14 protein-coding genes and 1 riboswitch are annotated in these 15,670 nt (G+C 70.7%); of the genes, 6 read left to right on the forward strand and 8 right to left on the reverse strand.

Features of this window, described 5'->3' with window-relative positions; all coding sequences use genetic code 11:
- Positions 1-203: 203 nt before the first annotated feature.
- The 4 genes from groL to thrC all read right to left on the reverse strand — a co-directional run bounded on the left by groL (position 204) and on the right by thrC (position 4,355).
- Positions 204-1,826, reverse strand: coding sequence for a chaperonin GroEL (gene groL / locus ACWC24_RS10815; protein WP_152894495.1), 1,623 nt, complete (start codon positions 1,824-1,826; stop codon positions 204-206).
- A gap of 336 nt (positions 1,827-2,162) precedes the next feature.
- A complete protein-coding gene (locus ACWC24_RS10820; protein WP_007493268.1) occupies positions 2,163-2,369 on the reverse strand; it encodes a cold-shock protein in 207 nt (68 codons plus the stop codon).
- A 430-nt stretch (positions 2,370-2,799) separates the two neighbouring features.
- Positions 2,800-3,075, reverse strand: a complete 276-nt coding sequence (locus ACWC24_RS10825; RefSeq protein ID WP_152894496.1) for a MoaD/ThiS family protein — start codon at positions 3,073-3,075, stop codon at positions 2,800-2,802.
- Positions 3,072-4,355, reverse strand: coding sequence for a threonine synthase (gene thrC / locus ACWC24_RS10830; RefSeq protein ID WP_450662492.1), 1,284 nt, complete (start codon positions 4,353-4,355; stop codon positions 3,072-3,074). Before thrC ends, ACWC24_RS10825 begins: the two co-directional genes overlap by 4 nt.
- 17 nt (positions 4,356-4,372) lie before the next feature.
- Positions 4,373-4,513, reverse strand: a riboswitch (SAM riboswitch).
- Positions 4,514-4,701: 188 nt separating this feature from the next.
- On the opposite strand from thrC, the gene ACWC24_RS10835 reads away from it, so the two are divergent.
- Positions 4,702-5,646 carry a glucosyl-3-phosphoglycerate synthase gene (locus ACWC24_RS10835; RefSeq protein WP_450662493.1) on the forward strand — a complete coding sequence of 315 codons (945 nt, stop codon included), beginning with the start codon at positions 4,702-4,704 and terminating at the stop codon, positions 5,644-5,646.
- Between the two features lie 107 nt (positions 5,647-5,753).
- Positions 5,754-7,211, forward strand: a complete 1,458-nt coding sequence (locus ACWC24_RS10840) for an alpha,alpha-trehalose-phosphate synthase (UDP-forming) (protein ID WP_450662494.1) — start codon at positions 5,754-5,756, stop codon at positions 7,209-7,211.
- Positions 7,212-7,264: 53 nt separating this feature from the next.
- Here the strand turns inward: ACWC24_RS10840 and otsB are convergent, their stop codons facing one another.
- Both otsB and ACWC24_RS10850 read right to left on the reverse strand, forming a co-directional pair.
- Entirely contained in the window at positions 7,265-8,131 is an 867-nt protein-coding gene (otsB, locus tag ACWC24_RS10845) for a trehalose-phosphatase (RefSeq protein ID WP_450662495.1), read from the reverse strand.
- An 80-nt stretch (positions 8,132-8,211) separates the two neighbouring features.
- Positions 8,212-8,460: a DUF3263 domain-containing protein gene (locus tag ACWC24_RS10850; RefSeq protein WP_450662496.1), complete on the reverse strand. Its 249-nt coding sequence runs from the start codon at positions 8,458-8,460 to the stop codon at positions 8,212-8,214.
- A gap of 291 nt (positions 8,461-8,751) precedes the next feature.
- Between ACWC24_RS10850 and ACWC24_RS10855 the strand changes: the two genes are divergently transcribed.
- The 4 genes from ACWC24_RS10855 (at position 8,752) to ACWC24_RS10870 (ending at position 12,548) form a co-directional block, all read left to right on the forward strand.
- Positions 8,752-9,729 carry an ROK family protein gene (locus ACWC24_RS10855; protein WP_450662497.1) on the forward strand — a complete coding sequence of 326 codons (978 nt, stop codon included), beginning with the start codon at positions 8,752-8,754 and terminating at the stop codon, positions 9,727-9,729.
- Positions 9,729-10,871 carry an N-acetylglucosamine-6-phosphate deacetylase gene (nagA, locus tag ACWC24_RS10860; protein ID WP_450662498.1) on the forward strand — a complete coding sequence of 381 codons (1,143 nt, stop codon included), beginning with the start codon at positions 9,729-9,731 and terminating at the stop codon, positions 10,869-10,871. The genes ACWC24_RS10855 and nagA overlap by 1 nt, the downstream gene beginning before the upstream one ends.
- A gap of 132 nt (positions 10,872-11,003) precedes the next feature.
- Positions 11,004-11,933: a 1-phosphofructokinase family hexose kinase gene (locus ACWC24_RS10865; RefSeq protein WP_450662499.1), complete on the forward strand. Its 930-nt coding sequence runs from the start codon at positions 11,004-11,006 to the stop codon at positions 11,931-11,933.
- Between the two features lie 174 nt (positions 11,934-12,107).
- The gene (locus ACWC24_RS10870) at positions 12,108-12,548 is read left to right on the forward strand and encodes a hypothetical protein (protein WP_450662500.1); all 441 of its coding nucleotides are present in this window, start codon (positions 12,108-12,110) and stop codon (positions 12,546-12,548) included.
- 120 nt (positions 12,549-12,668) lie between these two features.
- On the opposite strand, the gene ACWC24_RS10875 is transcribed toward ACWC24_RS10870, so the two are convergent.
- Both ACWC24_RS10875 and cdgB read right to left on the reverse strand, forming a co-directional pair.
- The gene (locus ACWC24_RS10875; RefSeq protein ID WP_450662501.1) at positions 12,669-13,610 is read right to left on the reverse strand and encodes a carbohydrate-binding protein; all 942 of its coding nucleotides are present in this window, start codon (positions 13,608-13,610) and stop codon (positions 12,669-12,671) included.
- Positions 13,611-13,741: 131 nt separating this feature from the next.
- Positions 13,742-15,400: a diguanylate cyclase CdgB gene (cdgB, locus tag ACWC24_RS10880; protein ID WP_450662502.1), complete on the reverse strand. Its 1,659-nt coding sequence runs from the start codon at positions 15,398-15,400 to the stop codon at positions 13,742-13,744.
- Between the last annotated feature and the right edge of the window lie 270 nt (positions 15,401-15,670).

Raw genomic sequence — 15,670 nt, forward strand, 5'->3', positions numbered from 1 at the left:
ACCTCAACGGCACCGCGCCCCCGACGCATTCCGGCCACCGTCACCGTGTTCTGTGATCCCGGACACGCACCGGACGCCGGTCCGCCGCAGCGCGGGCGGGGACGCGGGCCCGGACCGGCCGGACCGGGAAATGCCCGAGGGCGGTACCCCCCGTCGTCGGGAGGTACCGCCCTCGGTAAGGACGTGGATCAACCAGAGGTCGATCAGAAGTCCATGTCACCGCCCGGCATGCCGCCGCCGGCCGGGGCCGCGGCCTTCTCCGGCTTGTCGGCGATGACGGCCTCGGTGGTGAGGAACAGCGCGGCGATGGAGGCGGCGTTCTGCAGGGCAGAGCGGGTCACCTTCGCCGGGTCGATGATGCCTTCGGCGATCATGTCGACGTACTCACCGGTGGCCGCGTTCAGACCCCAGCCCACGGTCAGGTTGCGGACCTTCTCGACCACGACGCCGCCCTCGAGACCACCGTTGACGGCGATCTGCTTCAGCGGGGCCTCCAGGGCGAGCTTCACGGCGTTGGCGCCGGTCGCCTCGTCACCCGAGAGCTCGAGCTTCTCGAACACCGCGGAGGCCTGGAGCAGGGCCACGCCACCACCGGCGACGATGCCCTCCTCGACGGCCGCCTTCGCGTTGCGGACGGCGTCCTCGATGCGGTGCTTGCGCTCCTTGAGCTCGACCTCGGTGGCGGCACCGGCCTTGATGACGGCCACGCCGCCGGCCAGCTTCGCCAGGCGCTCCTGGAGCTTCTCGCGGTCGTAGTCCGAGTCCGAGTTCTCGATCTCGGCGCGGATCTGGTTGACCCGGCCCTGGACCTGGTCGGCGGAGCCGGCCCCGTCCACGATCGTGGTCTCGTCCTTGGTGATGACGACCTTGCGGGCGCGGCCCAGGAGGTCCAGGGTCGCGTTCTCCAGCTTGAGGCCGACCTCCTCGGAGATCACCTCGCCGCCGGTGAGGATGGCGATGTCGTTCAGCATCGCCTTGCGGCGGTCACCGAAGCCCGGGGCCTTGACGGCGACGGACTTGAAGGTGCCACGGATCTTGTTGACGACCAGGGTCGACAGGGCCTCGCCCTCGACGTCCTCGGCGATGATCAGCAGCGGCTTGCCCGACTGCATGACCTTCTCCAGGAGCGGGAGCAGGTCCTTGACGGAACCGATCTTGGAGTTGGCGATCAGGATGTACGGGTCGTCGAGCGACGCCTCCATCCGCTCCATGTCGGTGGCGAAGTACGCCGAGATGTAGCCCTTGTCGAAGCGCATACCCTCGGTGAGCTCCAGCTCCAGACCGAAGGTCTGGGACTCCTCGACGGTGATGACGCCTTCCTTGCCGACCTTGTCCATCGCCTCGGCGATGAGCTCGCCGATCTGGGTGTCGGCGGCGGAGATGGAGGCCGTGGAAGCGATCTGCTCCTTGGTCTCGACATCCTTCGCCTGCTCGAGCAGGGCGCCGGAGACAGCCTCGACGGCCTTCTCGATGCCGCGCTTGAGGGCCATCGGGTTGGCACCCGCGGCCACGTTGCGCAGACCCTCGCGGACGAGCGCCTGGGCGAGGACGGTCGCGGTGGTCGTACCGTCGCCGGCGACGTCGTCCGTCTTCTTGGCGACTTCCTTGACCAGCTCGGCGCCGATCTTCTCGTACGGGTCCTCGAGCTCGATCTCCTTGGCGATGGAGACACCATCGTTGGTGATCGTGGGGGCGCCCCACTTCTTCTCGAGGACGACGTTGCGGCCCTTGGGGCCGAGCGTCACCTTCACGGCGTCCGCGAGCTGGTTCATGCCGCGCTCGAGGCCGCGCCGTGCCTCCTCGTCGAACGCGATGATCTTGGCCATGTGAAGTGGTCCTCCCGGACTGGGGTGGATTGCTCCGGACCGCGCTGGCGCCCGCGACGGACGGCTCGCACGCCTCGTGGTTCCTTGCCCCACTTGGCCTGCGGGCCTCACCGACCCGGTCCTCGTTGTCACTCTCACCTTCAGAGTGCTAACGCAATGATTAGCACTCGCCCCTGCCGAGTGCAAGCGCCTCCGGCCGACGAGTGCGAGCGCCCCGGGTGATCCGCGGGTCCCGCGCGGCGGTGCCCGGACAGGCCGAAGGGCTCGCATCCCGGGGGATGCGAGCCCTTCGACGAAAGAACAGAAGAACGTCGCTGCAATAAGTCGGCGCGTGCTTCAGCCGGTCGCCAGGCGGACCATGTCCGCCTGCGGCCCCTTCTGACCCTGCGAGATCTCGAAATCGACCCGCTGGCCCTCTTCCAGGGTGCGGTACCCGTCCATCTGGATCGCGCTGTAGTGGACGAACACGTCCGCACCACCGTCGACCGCGATGAAGCCGTACCCCTTCTCCGCGTTGAACCACTTGACGGTGCCCTGAGCCATGCCTAACTCCCCTATTACTGGCCCTTGCACAGATCCACACTTCGCGGATCCGGGTCAGACCTCACCCCCCATGGGACGGGGGCGTGCGCCGGAACGCGTCGACCGCGGCTGAATGTATCTGTCCAACTGCCGTCTGCAACAGGTCAATCGGACGAGAAATCCGGGCACGACGGGCTCACGGAACATGTGCAATTCGCCTTGTTCCAGGGCAACTTGGGCCAGGCATTGGGAACGAAAGGCGCAAAACACCTGCCCACTTTGGCTACTTCTCGTCGTCCGTACGGCAGGTGGTGAAGGTCGCAAACCCCGGAATCGGGAGCGGGTTCCCCAACTCTACCGCGCTCAATCACACAGAATTGCCCCCTCCGCTTCTCTCGCGGAGGGGGCAATTCGATGAACACTCGGTAACCGAGGTTACCGAAGGTAATGATCAGCCTCCGGCGACCGCCGGAATGATGGAGACGCCCGCGCCGTCCGGGGTCGCCGTCTCGAGGCCCTGCTCGAAGCGGACGTCGTCGTCGTTCACGTACACGTTGACGAACCGGCGCAGCTTGCCCTGGTCGTCCAGGACGCGGGCCGCGATGCCGGTGTGGTTCTTCTCCAGGTCGGAGATGACCTCGGCGAGGGTCGCGCCCTCGGCGCTCACCTCCGCGGCGCCGCCGGTGTAGGTGCGCAGGATGGTGGGGATGCGGACGTTGACGCTCATGATGCGAGGCCAGCCTCTCGGAAGGAGTCCAGGTTCGGGCGGATGGTCGCGGTCAGACCGGTGCCGGCCACCGCGTCGAGGGTCTTCAGGCCGTCACCGGTGTTCAGCACGACGGTCGTCAGGCTCGGGTCGAGCAGGCCGTTCTCGATGAGCTTGCGGGTCACGCCCACCGTCACCCCGCCCGCCGTCTCGGCGAAGATCCCCTCGGTCCGCGCCAGCAGCTTGATCGCGTCCACGATCTGCTCGTCCGTCACGTCCTCCACGGCACCGCCGGTGCGGCGCGCGATGTCGAGGACGTACGGCCCGTCGGCCGGGTTGCCGATGGCGAGGGACTTGGCGATGGTGTCCGGCTTCTGGGGGCGTACGACGTCGTGGCCGGCCTTGTAGGCCACGGACACCGGCGAGCAGCCCTCCGCCTGGGCGCCGAAGATCTTGTACGGCCGGTCCTCGACCAGGCCGAGCTTGATCAGCTCCTGGAGTCCCTTGTCGATCTTCGTGAGCTGGGAGCCCGAGGCGATCGGGACGACCAGCTGGTCGGGCAGCCGCCAGCCGAGCTGCTCGCAGATCTCGTACGCCAGGGTCTTGGAACCCTCCGCGTAGTACGGCCGCAGGTTGACGTTGACGAAGCCCCAGCCCTCGCCCGCCGGGTCGCCGATCAGCTCGGAGCAGAAACGGTTCACGTCGTCGTAGTTGCCCTCGATGCCGACGAGTTCACCGCCGTAGATCGCGGCCATGACGACCTTGCCCTGTTCCAGGTCGTGCGGGATGAACACACAGGAGCGCAGACCGGCGCGGGCCGCGGCGGCGCCGACGGCGCCGGCCAGGTTGCCGGTGGAGGAGCAGGACAGGGTGGTGAAGCCGAAGGCGCGCGCGGCCTCCAGGGCCTGGGCGACGACCCGGTCCTTGAAGGAGTGCGTCGGGTTGCCGGAGTCGTCCTTCACGTACAGCCCACCGGTGACACCGAGTTCACGGGCCAGGTTGTCGGCCTTGACGAGCTGGGTCCAGCCGGGGTTGATGTTGGGCTTGTCCGCCACGTCCGCGGGGACGGGCAGCAGCGGCGCGTAGCGCCAGATGTTCGCGGGTCCCGCTTCGATCCGCTTGCGCAGCTCCTCGGTCTCGTACCGCGAGAAGTCGTAGGCGATCTCGAGCGGGCCGAAACACTCCTCGCAGGCGAAGACCGGGCCGAGCGGTACCCGGTGTCCGCACTCGCGGCAGGAGAGCGCCGCGGCGGAGCCCAGATCGACGGGGTTCGTGGTGCTTACAGCAGTCTGCGCAGCCATGGAGGCGAGGCCCTTTCTCCTCATCTTCCTCACGACGCACTTCGCCGTGAGACGGATTTGGCACCTTCCCGAGCCGGGAGCCTCGCGTGAACGAGAAACCGACTGGAGGGTTGCCGGGGCTTCATCGGGCCGTATCCCTCTGCCCCTCTGGATGAGCGGTATGAAGTTTTCAGCGGTCGGCCACCCTGGACATGCGATGGTCATCCGCGTTGTTCAAGACTGTAACCGAAGGCCCCGACAGTTGAGAGAGTCGTCCGAACCGCGAGATGCCCGTGACCGTCGACCGCTGTCGCAGCGGGCACTCCCACCCGCCGCGAGCACGCAGAACGCAGAAGGAGCCGCCGCTGTGCTGGAAGAAGTCGAGCGCTGGCTGAGCACCCGCTCCTGGTCCGTCAACGACCGCCCGCTCCACAAGATCCTCGCCGCGAAACGCGCCCGGGGCCAGTCGGTCTCCGTCGTCCTGCCCGCGCTCAACGAGGAGGAGACGGTCGGCGACATCGTCGCCGTGATCCGGCACGACCTGATGCAGCAGGTCCCGCTCGTCGACGAGATCGTCGTCGTCGACTCGGGATCCACCGACCGCACCTCGGCGGTGGCCGCGGCCGCGGGCGCCCGGGTCGTCCACCGCGACGCCATCCTGCCCCGCATCCCGGCCGTGCCCGGCAAGGGCGAGGTGCTGTGGCGGTCCCTCCTGGTCACCGGCGGGGACATCGTCTGCTTCGTCGACGCGGACCTGAGGGAGTTCTCCTCCGACTTCGTCTCCGGCATCGTGGGCCCACTGCTCACCGATCCGGACGTCGACCTCGTCAAGGCCATGTACGACCGCCCGCTCGGCGGGGCGGCGGGCCAGGGCGGCCGGGTCACCGAGCTGATGGCCCGCCCGCTGCTGAACATGCACTGGCCGCAGCTGGCCGGCTTCGTGCAGCCGCTCGGCGGCGAGTACGCGGCCCGCCGCTCCCTGCTGGAACAGCTGCCCTTCCCGGTCGGGTACGGGGTGGAGCTGGGCATGCTGGTCGACTCGCTGCACCTGGTGGGCCTCGACGCGCTCGCCCAGGTGGACGTCGGGGTGCGCAAGCACCGCCACCAGGACGGACAGGCACTGGGCCGGATGGCCGCCGCCATCTACCGCACCGCGCAGCTGCGGATGGCCCGCGGGCATCTGGTCCGGCCCTCCCTCACCCAGTTCGAGCGGGGCCGGGACGGCTTCGAGCCGCGCACGTACTCCGTGGACACGGAGGAGCGGCCGCCGATGGCCGAGATCGCCGAGTACGCGTCACGCAAGGTGGCCTGACGGATGCGCGCGGTGATGTTCCCCAAGGGTTCGTATACAAATGTTTCCGGACTGTCAGGGGCCTTCCGCACGTTTGAGCGTTTCCGGGCCGGGCTAGGTTGAGGCGTATGGCTTCCACGCACGCTGCTGAGGTGCTGGTCGCGTCCAACCGCGGCCCGGTTTCGTACGAGGTGCGCGAGAACGGCTCGCTGCACGCCCGCAGGGGCGGCGGCGGGCTGGTCTCGGGCCTGTCGGCCATCGGGCCCGACGCCGGGGCGCTGTGGGTGTGCTCCGCCCTGTCCGACGGCGACCGCGAGGCGGTGCGGCGCGGCACGGGCGAGCCGGGCGTGCGGATGCTGGACATCCCGGCCGACGTGCACGCCGACGCCTACAACGGCATCGCCAACTCGGTGCTCTGGTTCGTCCACCACATGCTGTACCAGACCCCGCTGGAGCCGGTCTTCGACGCGGAGTTCCGGCGCCGGTGGGCGTCGTACGAGCGCTACAACCGCGCGTTCGCCGAGGCGCTCGCCGAGGAGGCGGCCGAGGGGGCGACGGCGGTCGTCCAGGACTACCACCTGACGCTGGTGCCGGGCATGCTCCGAGAACTCCGCCCCGACCTGCGCATCGGCCATTTCTCGCACACCCCGTGGGCGCCGCCGGACTACTTCCGGATGCTGCCGGACGACATCCGCGAGCAGATCGTGCGGGGCATGCTCGGCGCGGACCGGCTGGGCTTCCTCACCCACCGGTGGGCGGGCGCCTTCATGGACTGCGCCGGTGAGGTGGACCGCGAGCGGATCCGCCCGGCCCGGCCGGACGACGGACCGCACGGGACGATCGAGCACACCCCGCCCGGCGGCGGCGCGCCGCGGACCACGGCGATCGGCGTGCACGGCCTCGGAGCCGACGCCGACTTCCTGCGCGAGCGCGCCCACCGGGCCGACGTCGGCGAGCGGATGGCGGCGCTGCGGGCGGAGATCGGCGAGGGCCGCCGGTCGGTCGTGCGGGTGGACCGGACCGAGCTGTCGAAGAACATCGTGCGCGGTCTGCTGGCGTACCGGCAGCTCCTCGACGACCACCCCGAGTGGCGGGAGCGGGTCGTGCACGTCGCCTTCGCCTACCCCTCCCGGCAGGACCTCGCGGTCTACCGCGAGTACACCGCCGAGGTGCAACGGCTCGCGGACGAGATCAACGCCGGGTACGGGACGCCGGGCTGGACGCCGGTCGTGCTGCACGTGAAGGACGACTTCGCGCGCTCGCTGGCCGCGTACCGGCTGGCCGACGTGGCGCTGGTGAACCCGATCCGGGACGGCATGAACCTGGTCGCCAAGGAGGTGCCGGTCGTCTCCGACGAGGGGTGCGCGCTGGTGCTGTCACGGGAGGCGGGGGCGTACGAGGAGCTGGGCGAGGACGCGATCACCGTCAATCCGTACGATGTGACCGGGACGGCGCGGGCGCTGCACGAGGCGCTGGTGATGCCGGTGCCCGAGCGGGCGGAGCGCACGAAGCGGCTGGCCGGCGCGGCGACCGCGCTGCCGCCGGCCCAGTGGTTCCTGGACCAGTTGAACGCTCTGCGCGGCTGACCGTCCTGCGGCTCGAGGCCGACCGCCCCGGCGGTCGGCCTCGAGCCGGGCCGTCAGCCGAGCCGGGCCGTCAGGGCGCGCAGCAGGTCCACGACTCCCTCGGGGCCGTCGACCACCAGGTCCGACCGTTCCCGCAGGGCGGCCACCTCGTCGCTGCCGCTGCACACCAGGAGGCCTGGGACGCCCTCGGAGCGGAGTTTGTCGACGGCCGCGAAGGCGGGGAGGTCGCCGAGGTCGTCACCGGCGTAGAGGACGGCCTCGGCGCCGATCTCGCGGACGTAGTCCGTGAGGGCGACGCCCTTGTCCATGCCCGGCGGCCGCAGTTCGAGGACCATGCGGCCGGGCTCGACGATCAGGCCGTGGCGGGCGGCGAGCCGGGCGAGGGGCTCGCGCAGCGCCTCGAAGGCGGCCTGCGGGTCCTCGGCCCGGCGGGTGTGGACGGCGAGCGCCCGGCCCTTCTCCTCGATCCAGGTGCCCTTCCAGGCCCCGATCGCGTCGAGGAAGCCCGGCAGTTCGGCCCGTACGGCCGCGACGCCGGGGTGCGGCGGCGGGGCGATGACGGCGCCGGTGCCGGCCTCCCAGCGTTCGGCGCCGTAGTGGCCGAGCACGACGAGGTGGTCCAGGCCCGGCACGGCCTCGAAACCGCCGTGCCGTACGGCCACCGCGGGGGGCCGGCCGGTGACCACGGCGACCGCCGCCACCTTCGGCGCGAGGGCGGCGAGCGCGGGCACCGCGTCCGGGTGCGCACGGGCCTGCTCGGGGTCGGCCACGATCGGCGCGAGCGTGCCGTCGAAGTCGAGTCCGATCACCGAGCGCTCCGGGCGGGCGAGGATGGCGTCCAGTGCTTCGCGGCCCGCCGGGGTCGTGGGGGTCGGCAGGGGCCGTGCGGGGTGCGGGGGGTGCGTGTCGTGGCTGCCCATACGGCGACCCTATCCGCGGGGCAGGGGCCGTACCCCTGACTCGTCGGACGCGGGGGCGACGAGTCAGGGGTACGGCCCGCTCACCGTTCGGCCCGCCGGGACTCCCGCACCCGTCTCAGCCGGTTCACCGTGACCGGGTCCTCGGCGAGGGCCCGCGCGTCGTCGAGGAGGGCGTTGAGCAGCTGGTAGTAGCGGACGGGCGCCAGGCCGAGCTCCTCGCGGATGGCGCGTTCCTTCGCGCCGGGGCCGGCGAAGCCCCGGCGCTCCAGGGCGAGGATGTCCCGTTCACGGCGGCCGAGGGCGGCACCGCGGTCCTGGTCGTCGTCCATGACGGCACCGTAACCGCTCCCGGCGGCCGAGCGGGAGTGCGGCGAGGCCGGCGGCCGGGTCGCACCGCGCCGCGGGCCTTGCCCGCTCAGGGCACACCGCGCCGGCAAGGCCCGCCCTGCACGCACCGCGATCGTCCCGGTCCGGACCGTCTGGCACACCGCGCCGCGCTTTGTCCCGACTGCGCCGCTCTTCGCCCGGACCGCGCCGGCCGCTCGTCCGTTTGTCGAATAAAGGTCTATACCGCGCAAGTGGACTAGACCTCTCCCGGGTCCACGGGCCACACTGTCTCCGTGAGACATGTCATCGCCCTCGACGTGGGCGGCACCGGGATGAAGGCCGCCCTGGTCGGGGTGGACACCACACCGTCCGGGGGAGCGTCGCCCGGACCCCCCGTGCTGCTGCACCAGGCGCGCCGGGCCACCGGCCGCGAGCGCGGCCCCGACGCGGTCGTCGACGGCATCCTCGACTTCGCCGCCGAGCTGCGCGCCCACGGCGAGCGGCACTTCGGCGAGCCCGCGGCCGCCGCCGGCGTCGCCGTCCCCGGCATCGTCGACGAGCGGCAGGGCATCGCCGCCTACGCGGCCAACCTCGGCTGGCGCGACGTACCCCTGCGCGACCTGCTCACCGAGCGGCTCGGCGGGATCCCCGTCGCCCTCGGGCACGATGTGCGCACCGGCGGTCTGGCCGAGGGCCGGATCGGCGCGGGCCGGGGCGCCGACCGCTTCCTGTTCGTCCCGCTCGGCACCGGCATCGCGGGCGCCATCGGCCTCGACGGCCGGGTGGAGGCGGGCGCGCACGGCTTCGCGGGCGAGATCGGCCATGTCGTCGTACGGCCCGGCGGCACCCCCTGCCCCTGCGGGCAGCGCGGCTGCCTGGAGCGCTACGCGTCCGCCTCGGCGGTCAGCGAGGCGTGGGCCGCCGCCTGCGGACGCCCGGAGACCGACGCGGCGGACTGCGCGAAGGCCGTCGCGTCCGGCGACCCGAACGCCGTCCGGGTCTGGCGGACGGCCGTGGACGCGCTCGCCGACGGACTGGTCACCGCACTCACCCTGCTGGACCCCCGCACGATCGTCATCGGTGGCGGACTCGCCGAGGCGGGGGAAACCTTGTTCACACCGCTGCGGGACGCCGTCCGGCAGCGCGTCACCTTCCAGAAGCTTCCGTCGATCGTCCCCGCGGCACTCGGGGACACCGCCGGCTGCCTGGGCGCGGGGCTCCTCGCCCGGGATCTCCTGACCACCACTGACCCCTCGGAGGTAACCGCCTGATGGCCACTAGGAAGGTTCTCGCCGGCGCCCGGGTGGTACTGCCCACCGGGACCGTGGACGGCGGCCGCGTGTTCGTCGAGGGCACCCGGATCGCCGGCCCGTCCCCGGCCGACGCGGAGACCGTGGACGTCAGCGGCCACTGGCTGGTACCCGGCTTCGTCGACATCCACAACCACGGAGGCGGTGGCGCGTCCTTCTCCGGCCCGGCCGAGGACGTCCTGACGGCCGTCCGCGCCCACCGTCTGCACGGCACCACGACCCTCGTCGCCTCCACCGTCACCGACGACATGGACGTCCTCACCCGGCAGGCCGGGCTGCTGTCCGAACTGGCCGAACAGGGCGACATCGCGGGCATCCACTTCGAGGGCCCGTTCATCTCGCCCTGCCGCAAGGGCGCGCACTCCGAGGCGCTGCTGCGCGACCCCGAGCCGGCGGAGGTCCGCAAGCTGGTCGACGCGGCCCGCGGCCACGCGAAGATGGTCACCCTCGCCGCCGAACTGCCGGGCGGCATGGACTCCGTACGCCTGCTGGCCGAGCACGGGGTGATCGCGGCGATCGGCCACACGGACGCGACGTACGAGCAGACGGTGGAGGCGATCGACGCGGGCGCGACCGTCGCCACCCACCTCTTCAACGCGATGCCCGCGCTCGGCCACCGCGCCCCCGGCCCGATCGCCGCCCTCCTCGAGGACGAGCGCGTCACGGTCGAGCTCATCAACGACGGCACGCACCTGCACCCGGCCGCCCTGGAACTGGCGTTCCATCACGCGGGCCCGGACCGGGTCGCGTTCATCACCGACGCGATGGACGCGGCCGGCATCGGCGACGGCCGCTACATGCTCGGCCCGCTGGAGGTCGAGGTCAGCGAGGGCGTGGCCCGGCTGGTGGAGGGCGGCTCCATCGCGGGCTCCACCCTGACCCAGGACCGCGCGTTCCGGCGGGCGGTGACGGTCGACCGGCTCTCCGTGGAGCACGCGGTCGCCGCCCTCTCCGCCAACCCCGCCCGGCTGCTGGGGATGTACGACCGGGTGGGCTCCCTCGAACCCGGCAAGGACGCCGACCTGGTGCTCCTCGACGAGGACTTCGACCTCAAGGGCGTGATGCGCCGGGGCGAATGGGTGATCGATCCCCAAGTGGCGTGAAACGTCCGCTCCCATGGAGACGGTGGCCGACCCGAGGACTGGGCCGACCGCCGTCTCTTTGGCATGATCAGGCCTCTGGGCAAGGCGACACGACAGGCGTGTGCCTGATTTCTTCGGGGGAGGTCGCTCCGGGTGATTCTCACGGTCACGCTGAACACCGCTCTCGACATCACCTATCGCGTACGGTCCCTGCGGCCGCACACCTCCCACCGGGTCTCCGAGGTACTGGAGCGCCCCGGCGGCAAGGGCCTGAACGTGGCCCGCGTGCTGGCCGCGCTCGGCCACCCGGTGACCGCCACGGGCTTCGCGGGCGGCGCGACGGGCCAGGTCGTGCGGGACCGGCTCGCGGACACGCCCGGCGTCCGGGACGCCCTGGTCCCGGTCGCGGGTCCGACCCGCCGCACGGTGGCCATAGTCGACCCGCTCTCCGGTGACACCACCCAGCTCAACGAGCCCGGCCCGCTCATCACGCCGGCCGAGTGGTCCGCCTTCCAGGAGACGTACGGGGAACTGCTCCGCGGTGCCGCCGCGGTGGCCCTGTGCGGCAGCCTGCCGCCGGGGGTGCCGGTCGGGGCGTACGCGCTGCTGGTGCGGACCGCGCGGGCGGCCGGGGTGCCCGTCCTGCTGGACACCAGCGGCGAACCCCTGCGCCGGGGCATCGCGGCCCGTCCGGACATCGTCAAGCCGAACGCCGCGGAGCTCGCCGAGCTCACCGGCTCCCACGAGCCCCTGAAGGCGACCCAGGACGCCCGCCGGCGCGGCGCCCAGTCGGTGGTGGCCTCTCTCGGCCCCCAGGGCCTGATCGCGGCCACCCCGGAAGGCCGCTGGCGGGTCGCGCCGCCGCGCCGCGTGCACGGCAATCCGACCGGCGCGGGCGACTCGGCGGTCGCGGGGCTGCTCTCGGGCCTCGTGGAACACCTTCCGTGGCCCGCGCGGCTGGCCCGGGCGGCGGTCCTGTCGGCGGCGACGGTGCTCACGCCCGTGGCGGGCGAGTTCGACCGGACGGTGTACGAGGAGCTGACGGACCAGGTCTCGGTGACGGAGGAGAGCAGCGCGGCCTGAACGCGGTCCGGGCCCGACGGCTCCGTCTCCAAGTTCGACCAGGGTATGCACAAGGAGCCGGTGAGGCAGATTCCCGTCACTCATGAAGCAGCGGCAACATAAACCGGCCACTCCTTCTTCTTTCCATGCACGACGTTGACTTTCGATTGACGGAATCAATACATTGTCAGCTTCATGACAAACACCCGCGGGGAGTGCAGCGTGCTGAAGAGGCGAATTGCCCTGAGTTCATGCGTGGCGAGTTCTGCATTGATACTTGGAGTGCTATCAGCCACTCCCGCATCAGCCTCGAACGTCTTCGTTTCATGCTCTACGACAGGCGCCAACGGAGATGTCTCCGTCTCAAACTTCGACGGAGCCACCGACACCATAGTTCTCTCGCTGGGAGCGCGCGACACCAGCGCCGACGGCCACCACGTGAGAGTCCGCTTGATCACGAAGAACCAAGCCGGAACAATTAAATACTGGGCATGGCACGCGAATTACAATGGCGCGGGATCGACTCAGTCATGGGACACCTACGCACATGACGAGAGCGGCATCTTTGACGTCGGGGTACAGGCCGCCAGGTTCGAAGGCGACACCCTTCTCAACTCCTGCACAAAATGGAACTGACGCCACACAGGCCCAGTCACCCACACAAGTTCAGCTGCTGAGGGCAATGTGCGCCGTGAGGGGCTTCCGCATCACGGCGCACAGTTCGATATTTGAGGATGGCCGGAAAGTGCAGGCGATCTAGTTTTTGACTTGGCCCTTCTTGACCCAGAGCTGGTCGAGCAGGACGTTGCACTTGTCGCCGTCCTGGCAGGACAGCGTGATCGTGTTGGTGCCCTTGGTGAGGGTCGGGTACGCGAAGGTCTTCGTCCAGCCCTTCTCGAAGTCACCGTCGGCGGCGTGCGCGAAGTTGCCCAGGTTGAGCTTGGTGCCGAACTGCTTGCCGTTGAACGTGAGGGTCATCGACTGGTCCTGGCCCGGCACGCTGTAGTGCGCGAAGAGCGTGTAGTCGCCGTCCTCGGGGATGCCGTCGACGGTCCAGGTGACGGAGCTGCCGACCTGGTTGAGGTTGCCGACGTAGATGCCGCCGTCCGCCTCGGCGCCCTTGACGTCCGAGGACAGGGCGGCGCCGCCGTCCAGTCGCAGCGCCTTCGCGTCGACCGTCGGGAGCTCGGCCTCCGCAGCGGGCTCGTCGCCGCCGGACTCGCTGGGTGAGGCGCTCGCGGAGGTGGTGGGCGCCGTGGAGGTGTCGTCGCTCGCCTTGTTGTCGTCGCCGCCGCCGCCCGTCATCGCCACGGCGATGCCGATGACCACCGCCGCGACCACCGCGATCGCGCCGATCAGCAGGCCCTTGGTGTTGGGACCGCGGCCGTTGCCGGCGCGGCGCGTCGGCTGCTGGGGAGCGGTGGGCGGGCCACCGGAGTGCGACTCGGGCGCCCCGTAGTGCGAGTTCGGCTGGCCGTACGCGCCCTGCTGGGGCACGCCGGTCTGGCCGTACGCGGCGGTCGGCGCCTGCTGGCCGTACTGGCGCTCACCGACCGCGCGCACCCGGCTGACCGAGTTCGGGTAGCCGTAGCCACCGCCGGAGGGCGGCTGAGCTCCGTTGGCCTGCCCGTCGGCGTAGAGGTAGCCGAACGGGTCTTCTTCCTCAGGCGTGCTCGCGCCGTTGTTGCCGGGCGTCATCCCTTCGTACTCCTCAACAGGTGCGGGGCGGATGCGGTACACGTTCTTATACGAGTGGAGAATGGCGAGCCTACCCGCTTCTGATGGCCCGAACAGGTGACTCGGGCCGCATCAACCCGATGACCTGCACATCATCCTGCGCGTCTGTGCTGTTTGGGACGAGATCGTTTCTCGACGTACATCCGTTCGTCAGCTGACTTCAGGACCTCGTCCGCGGTCATTCCGCAGTGCGCCCAGCCGATACCGAAGCTGGCGCCCACCCGAACGGCCCGCCCCTCGGCCCGGATCGGCTGGATGATCTCGTTGCGCAGCCGTACGGCCAGGTCCTCGGCGTCGGCCCGGCCGAGCCCGTCGGCGAGGATCACGAACTCGTCGCCGCCGAGCCGGGCCACCGTGTCACCGTCGCGGACCTGACGGCTGAGCCGCCGGGCGACCTCGATGAGCACCGCGTCGCCCGCGTTGTGCCCGAACCGGTCGTTGATGGACTTGAAGCCGTCGAGGTCGCAGAAGAGGACCGCGAGGCCCTTGGTGCCGTCGTCCTCGCCCGCCTCGGGGGCGGCGGTGTGCACATGGTGGTCGAAGCCGTCGTACGCCTCCGCGCCCGGCCGGAAGTCGAAGCCGTGGCCGTTGGCGTCGAACGCGGCGTGCCCGAAGGCCGCGTCGTGGGCGTCGAGCGCCGCGGGGTGCCCCGACTGCGGGCGCCGGCAGAGCCGGGCGGCCAGCCTGGCCCGCAGTTCGGCGGAGTTCGGCAGTCCGGTGAGGGAGTCGTGGGAGGCGCGGTGGGCGAGCTGGAGCTCGCGGCGCTTGCGCTCCTCGATGTCCTCGACGTGGGTGAGCAGGAAGCGCGGCCCGTCGGTGGCGTCGGCGACGACGCTGTTGCGCAGCGAGACCCAGACGTAGGTGCCGTCCCGGCGGCCCAGGCGCAGCTCGGCCCGCCCGCCCTCGGCCGAGGTGCGCAGCAGGGTGCCGATGTCCTCGGGGTGGACGAGGTCGGAGAAGGAGTAGCGGCGCATCGCCGAGGCCGGGCGGCCCAGCAGCCGGCACAGGGCGTCGTTGGTGCGCAGGATCCGGCCGTGCTGCTCGCCGCCCATCTCGGCGATGGCCATGCCGGAGGGCGCGTACTCGAAGGCCTGCCGGAAGCTCTCCTCGCTGGCCCGCAGGGCCTGCTGATCCCGCTCGAGACGGACCAGCGCGCGCTGCATATTCGCACGTAGACGCGCGTTGCTAATGGCGATGGCGGCCTGGAACGCGTACATCTGGAGCGCCTCGCGCCCCCACGCGCCCGGCCGGCGGCCGTTGCGCGGCCGGTCCACGGACAGCACGCCGATCAGCTCGCCGCTGGAGCCGCCCGGCACGGCGGGCGTGAACATCGGGGCGAACAGCCGGTCGGAGGGGTGCCACTCGTCCTCGAAGCGGGGGGCGGGCCCGTCGGTGTACCACTGGGGGACGTCGTCGTCGTCGAGGACCCAGCCCTCGGTGTGGGATATGAAGACCAGCTCGCCCCAGGTCTCGCCCATGCTCAGGCGGCGCTCCCAGGAGTCGCGCGAGCCGACGCGGCCGGTGATGAGGGCCTCGGCGGCCGGGTTGCCGGCGAAGGCGGCGACCACGAGGTCGCCGTCGGGACGGACGAGGTTCACGCACGCCAGCTCGTACCCGAGGGCGGTCACCACGCCCTCCGCGACAGTCTGCAACGTGTCGGCCAGGCTTCGGGCGGTGTTCATGTCCGCCATGACCTGGTGCAGCTGTCTCAGGGACGCAAGACGGACATAGGGCTCCGACTCGGTCTCCATGCTCGCCCTCCCCCCGAGACTTCGCAGCGAATCAAGGGTTGTCTTCGGCGTACGTCCTTGCAGCTTCCCCGTCACTGAATCACAGCGCGCTGCCCACTCGGTACACAGGGTCAACAATTAATGGCTCTTGTGACTCAAGTCACAGCCGAAGCTGAACAATTCAGTAGAGTTTCTGCATTTCTCCCGTGCGTTTTCTGAACGCAAACTATGTGGGCCTGTGAACAGGATGCGCAAGACGCCGTTGTCGATCTTGTAATCGGACCCTGTCCG

This window comes from Streptomyces sp. NPDC001443 (assembly GCF_053597355.1).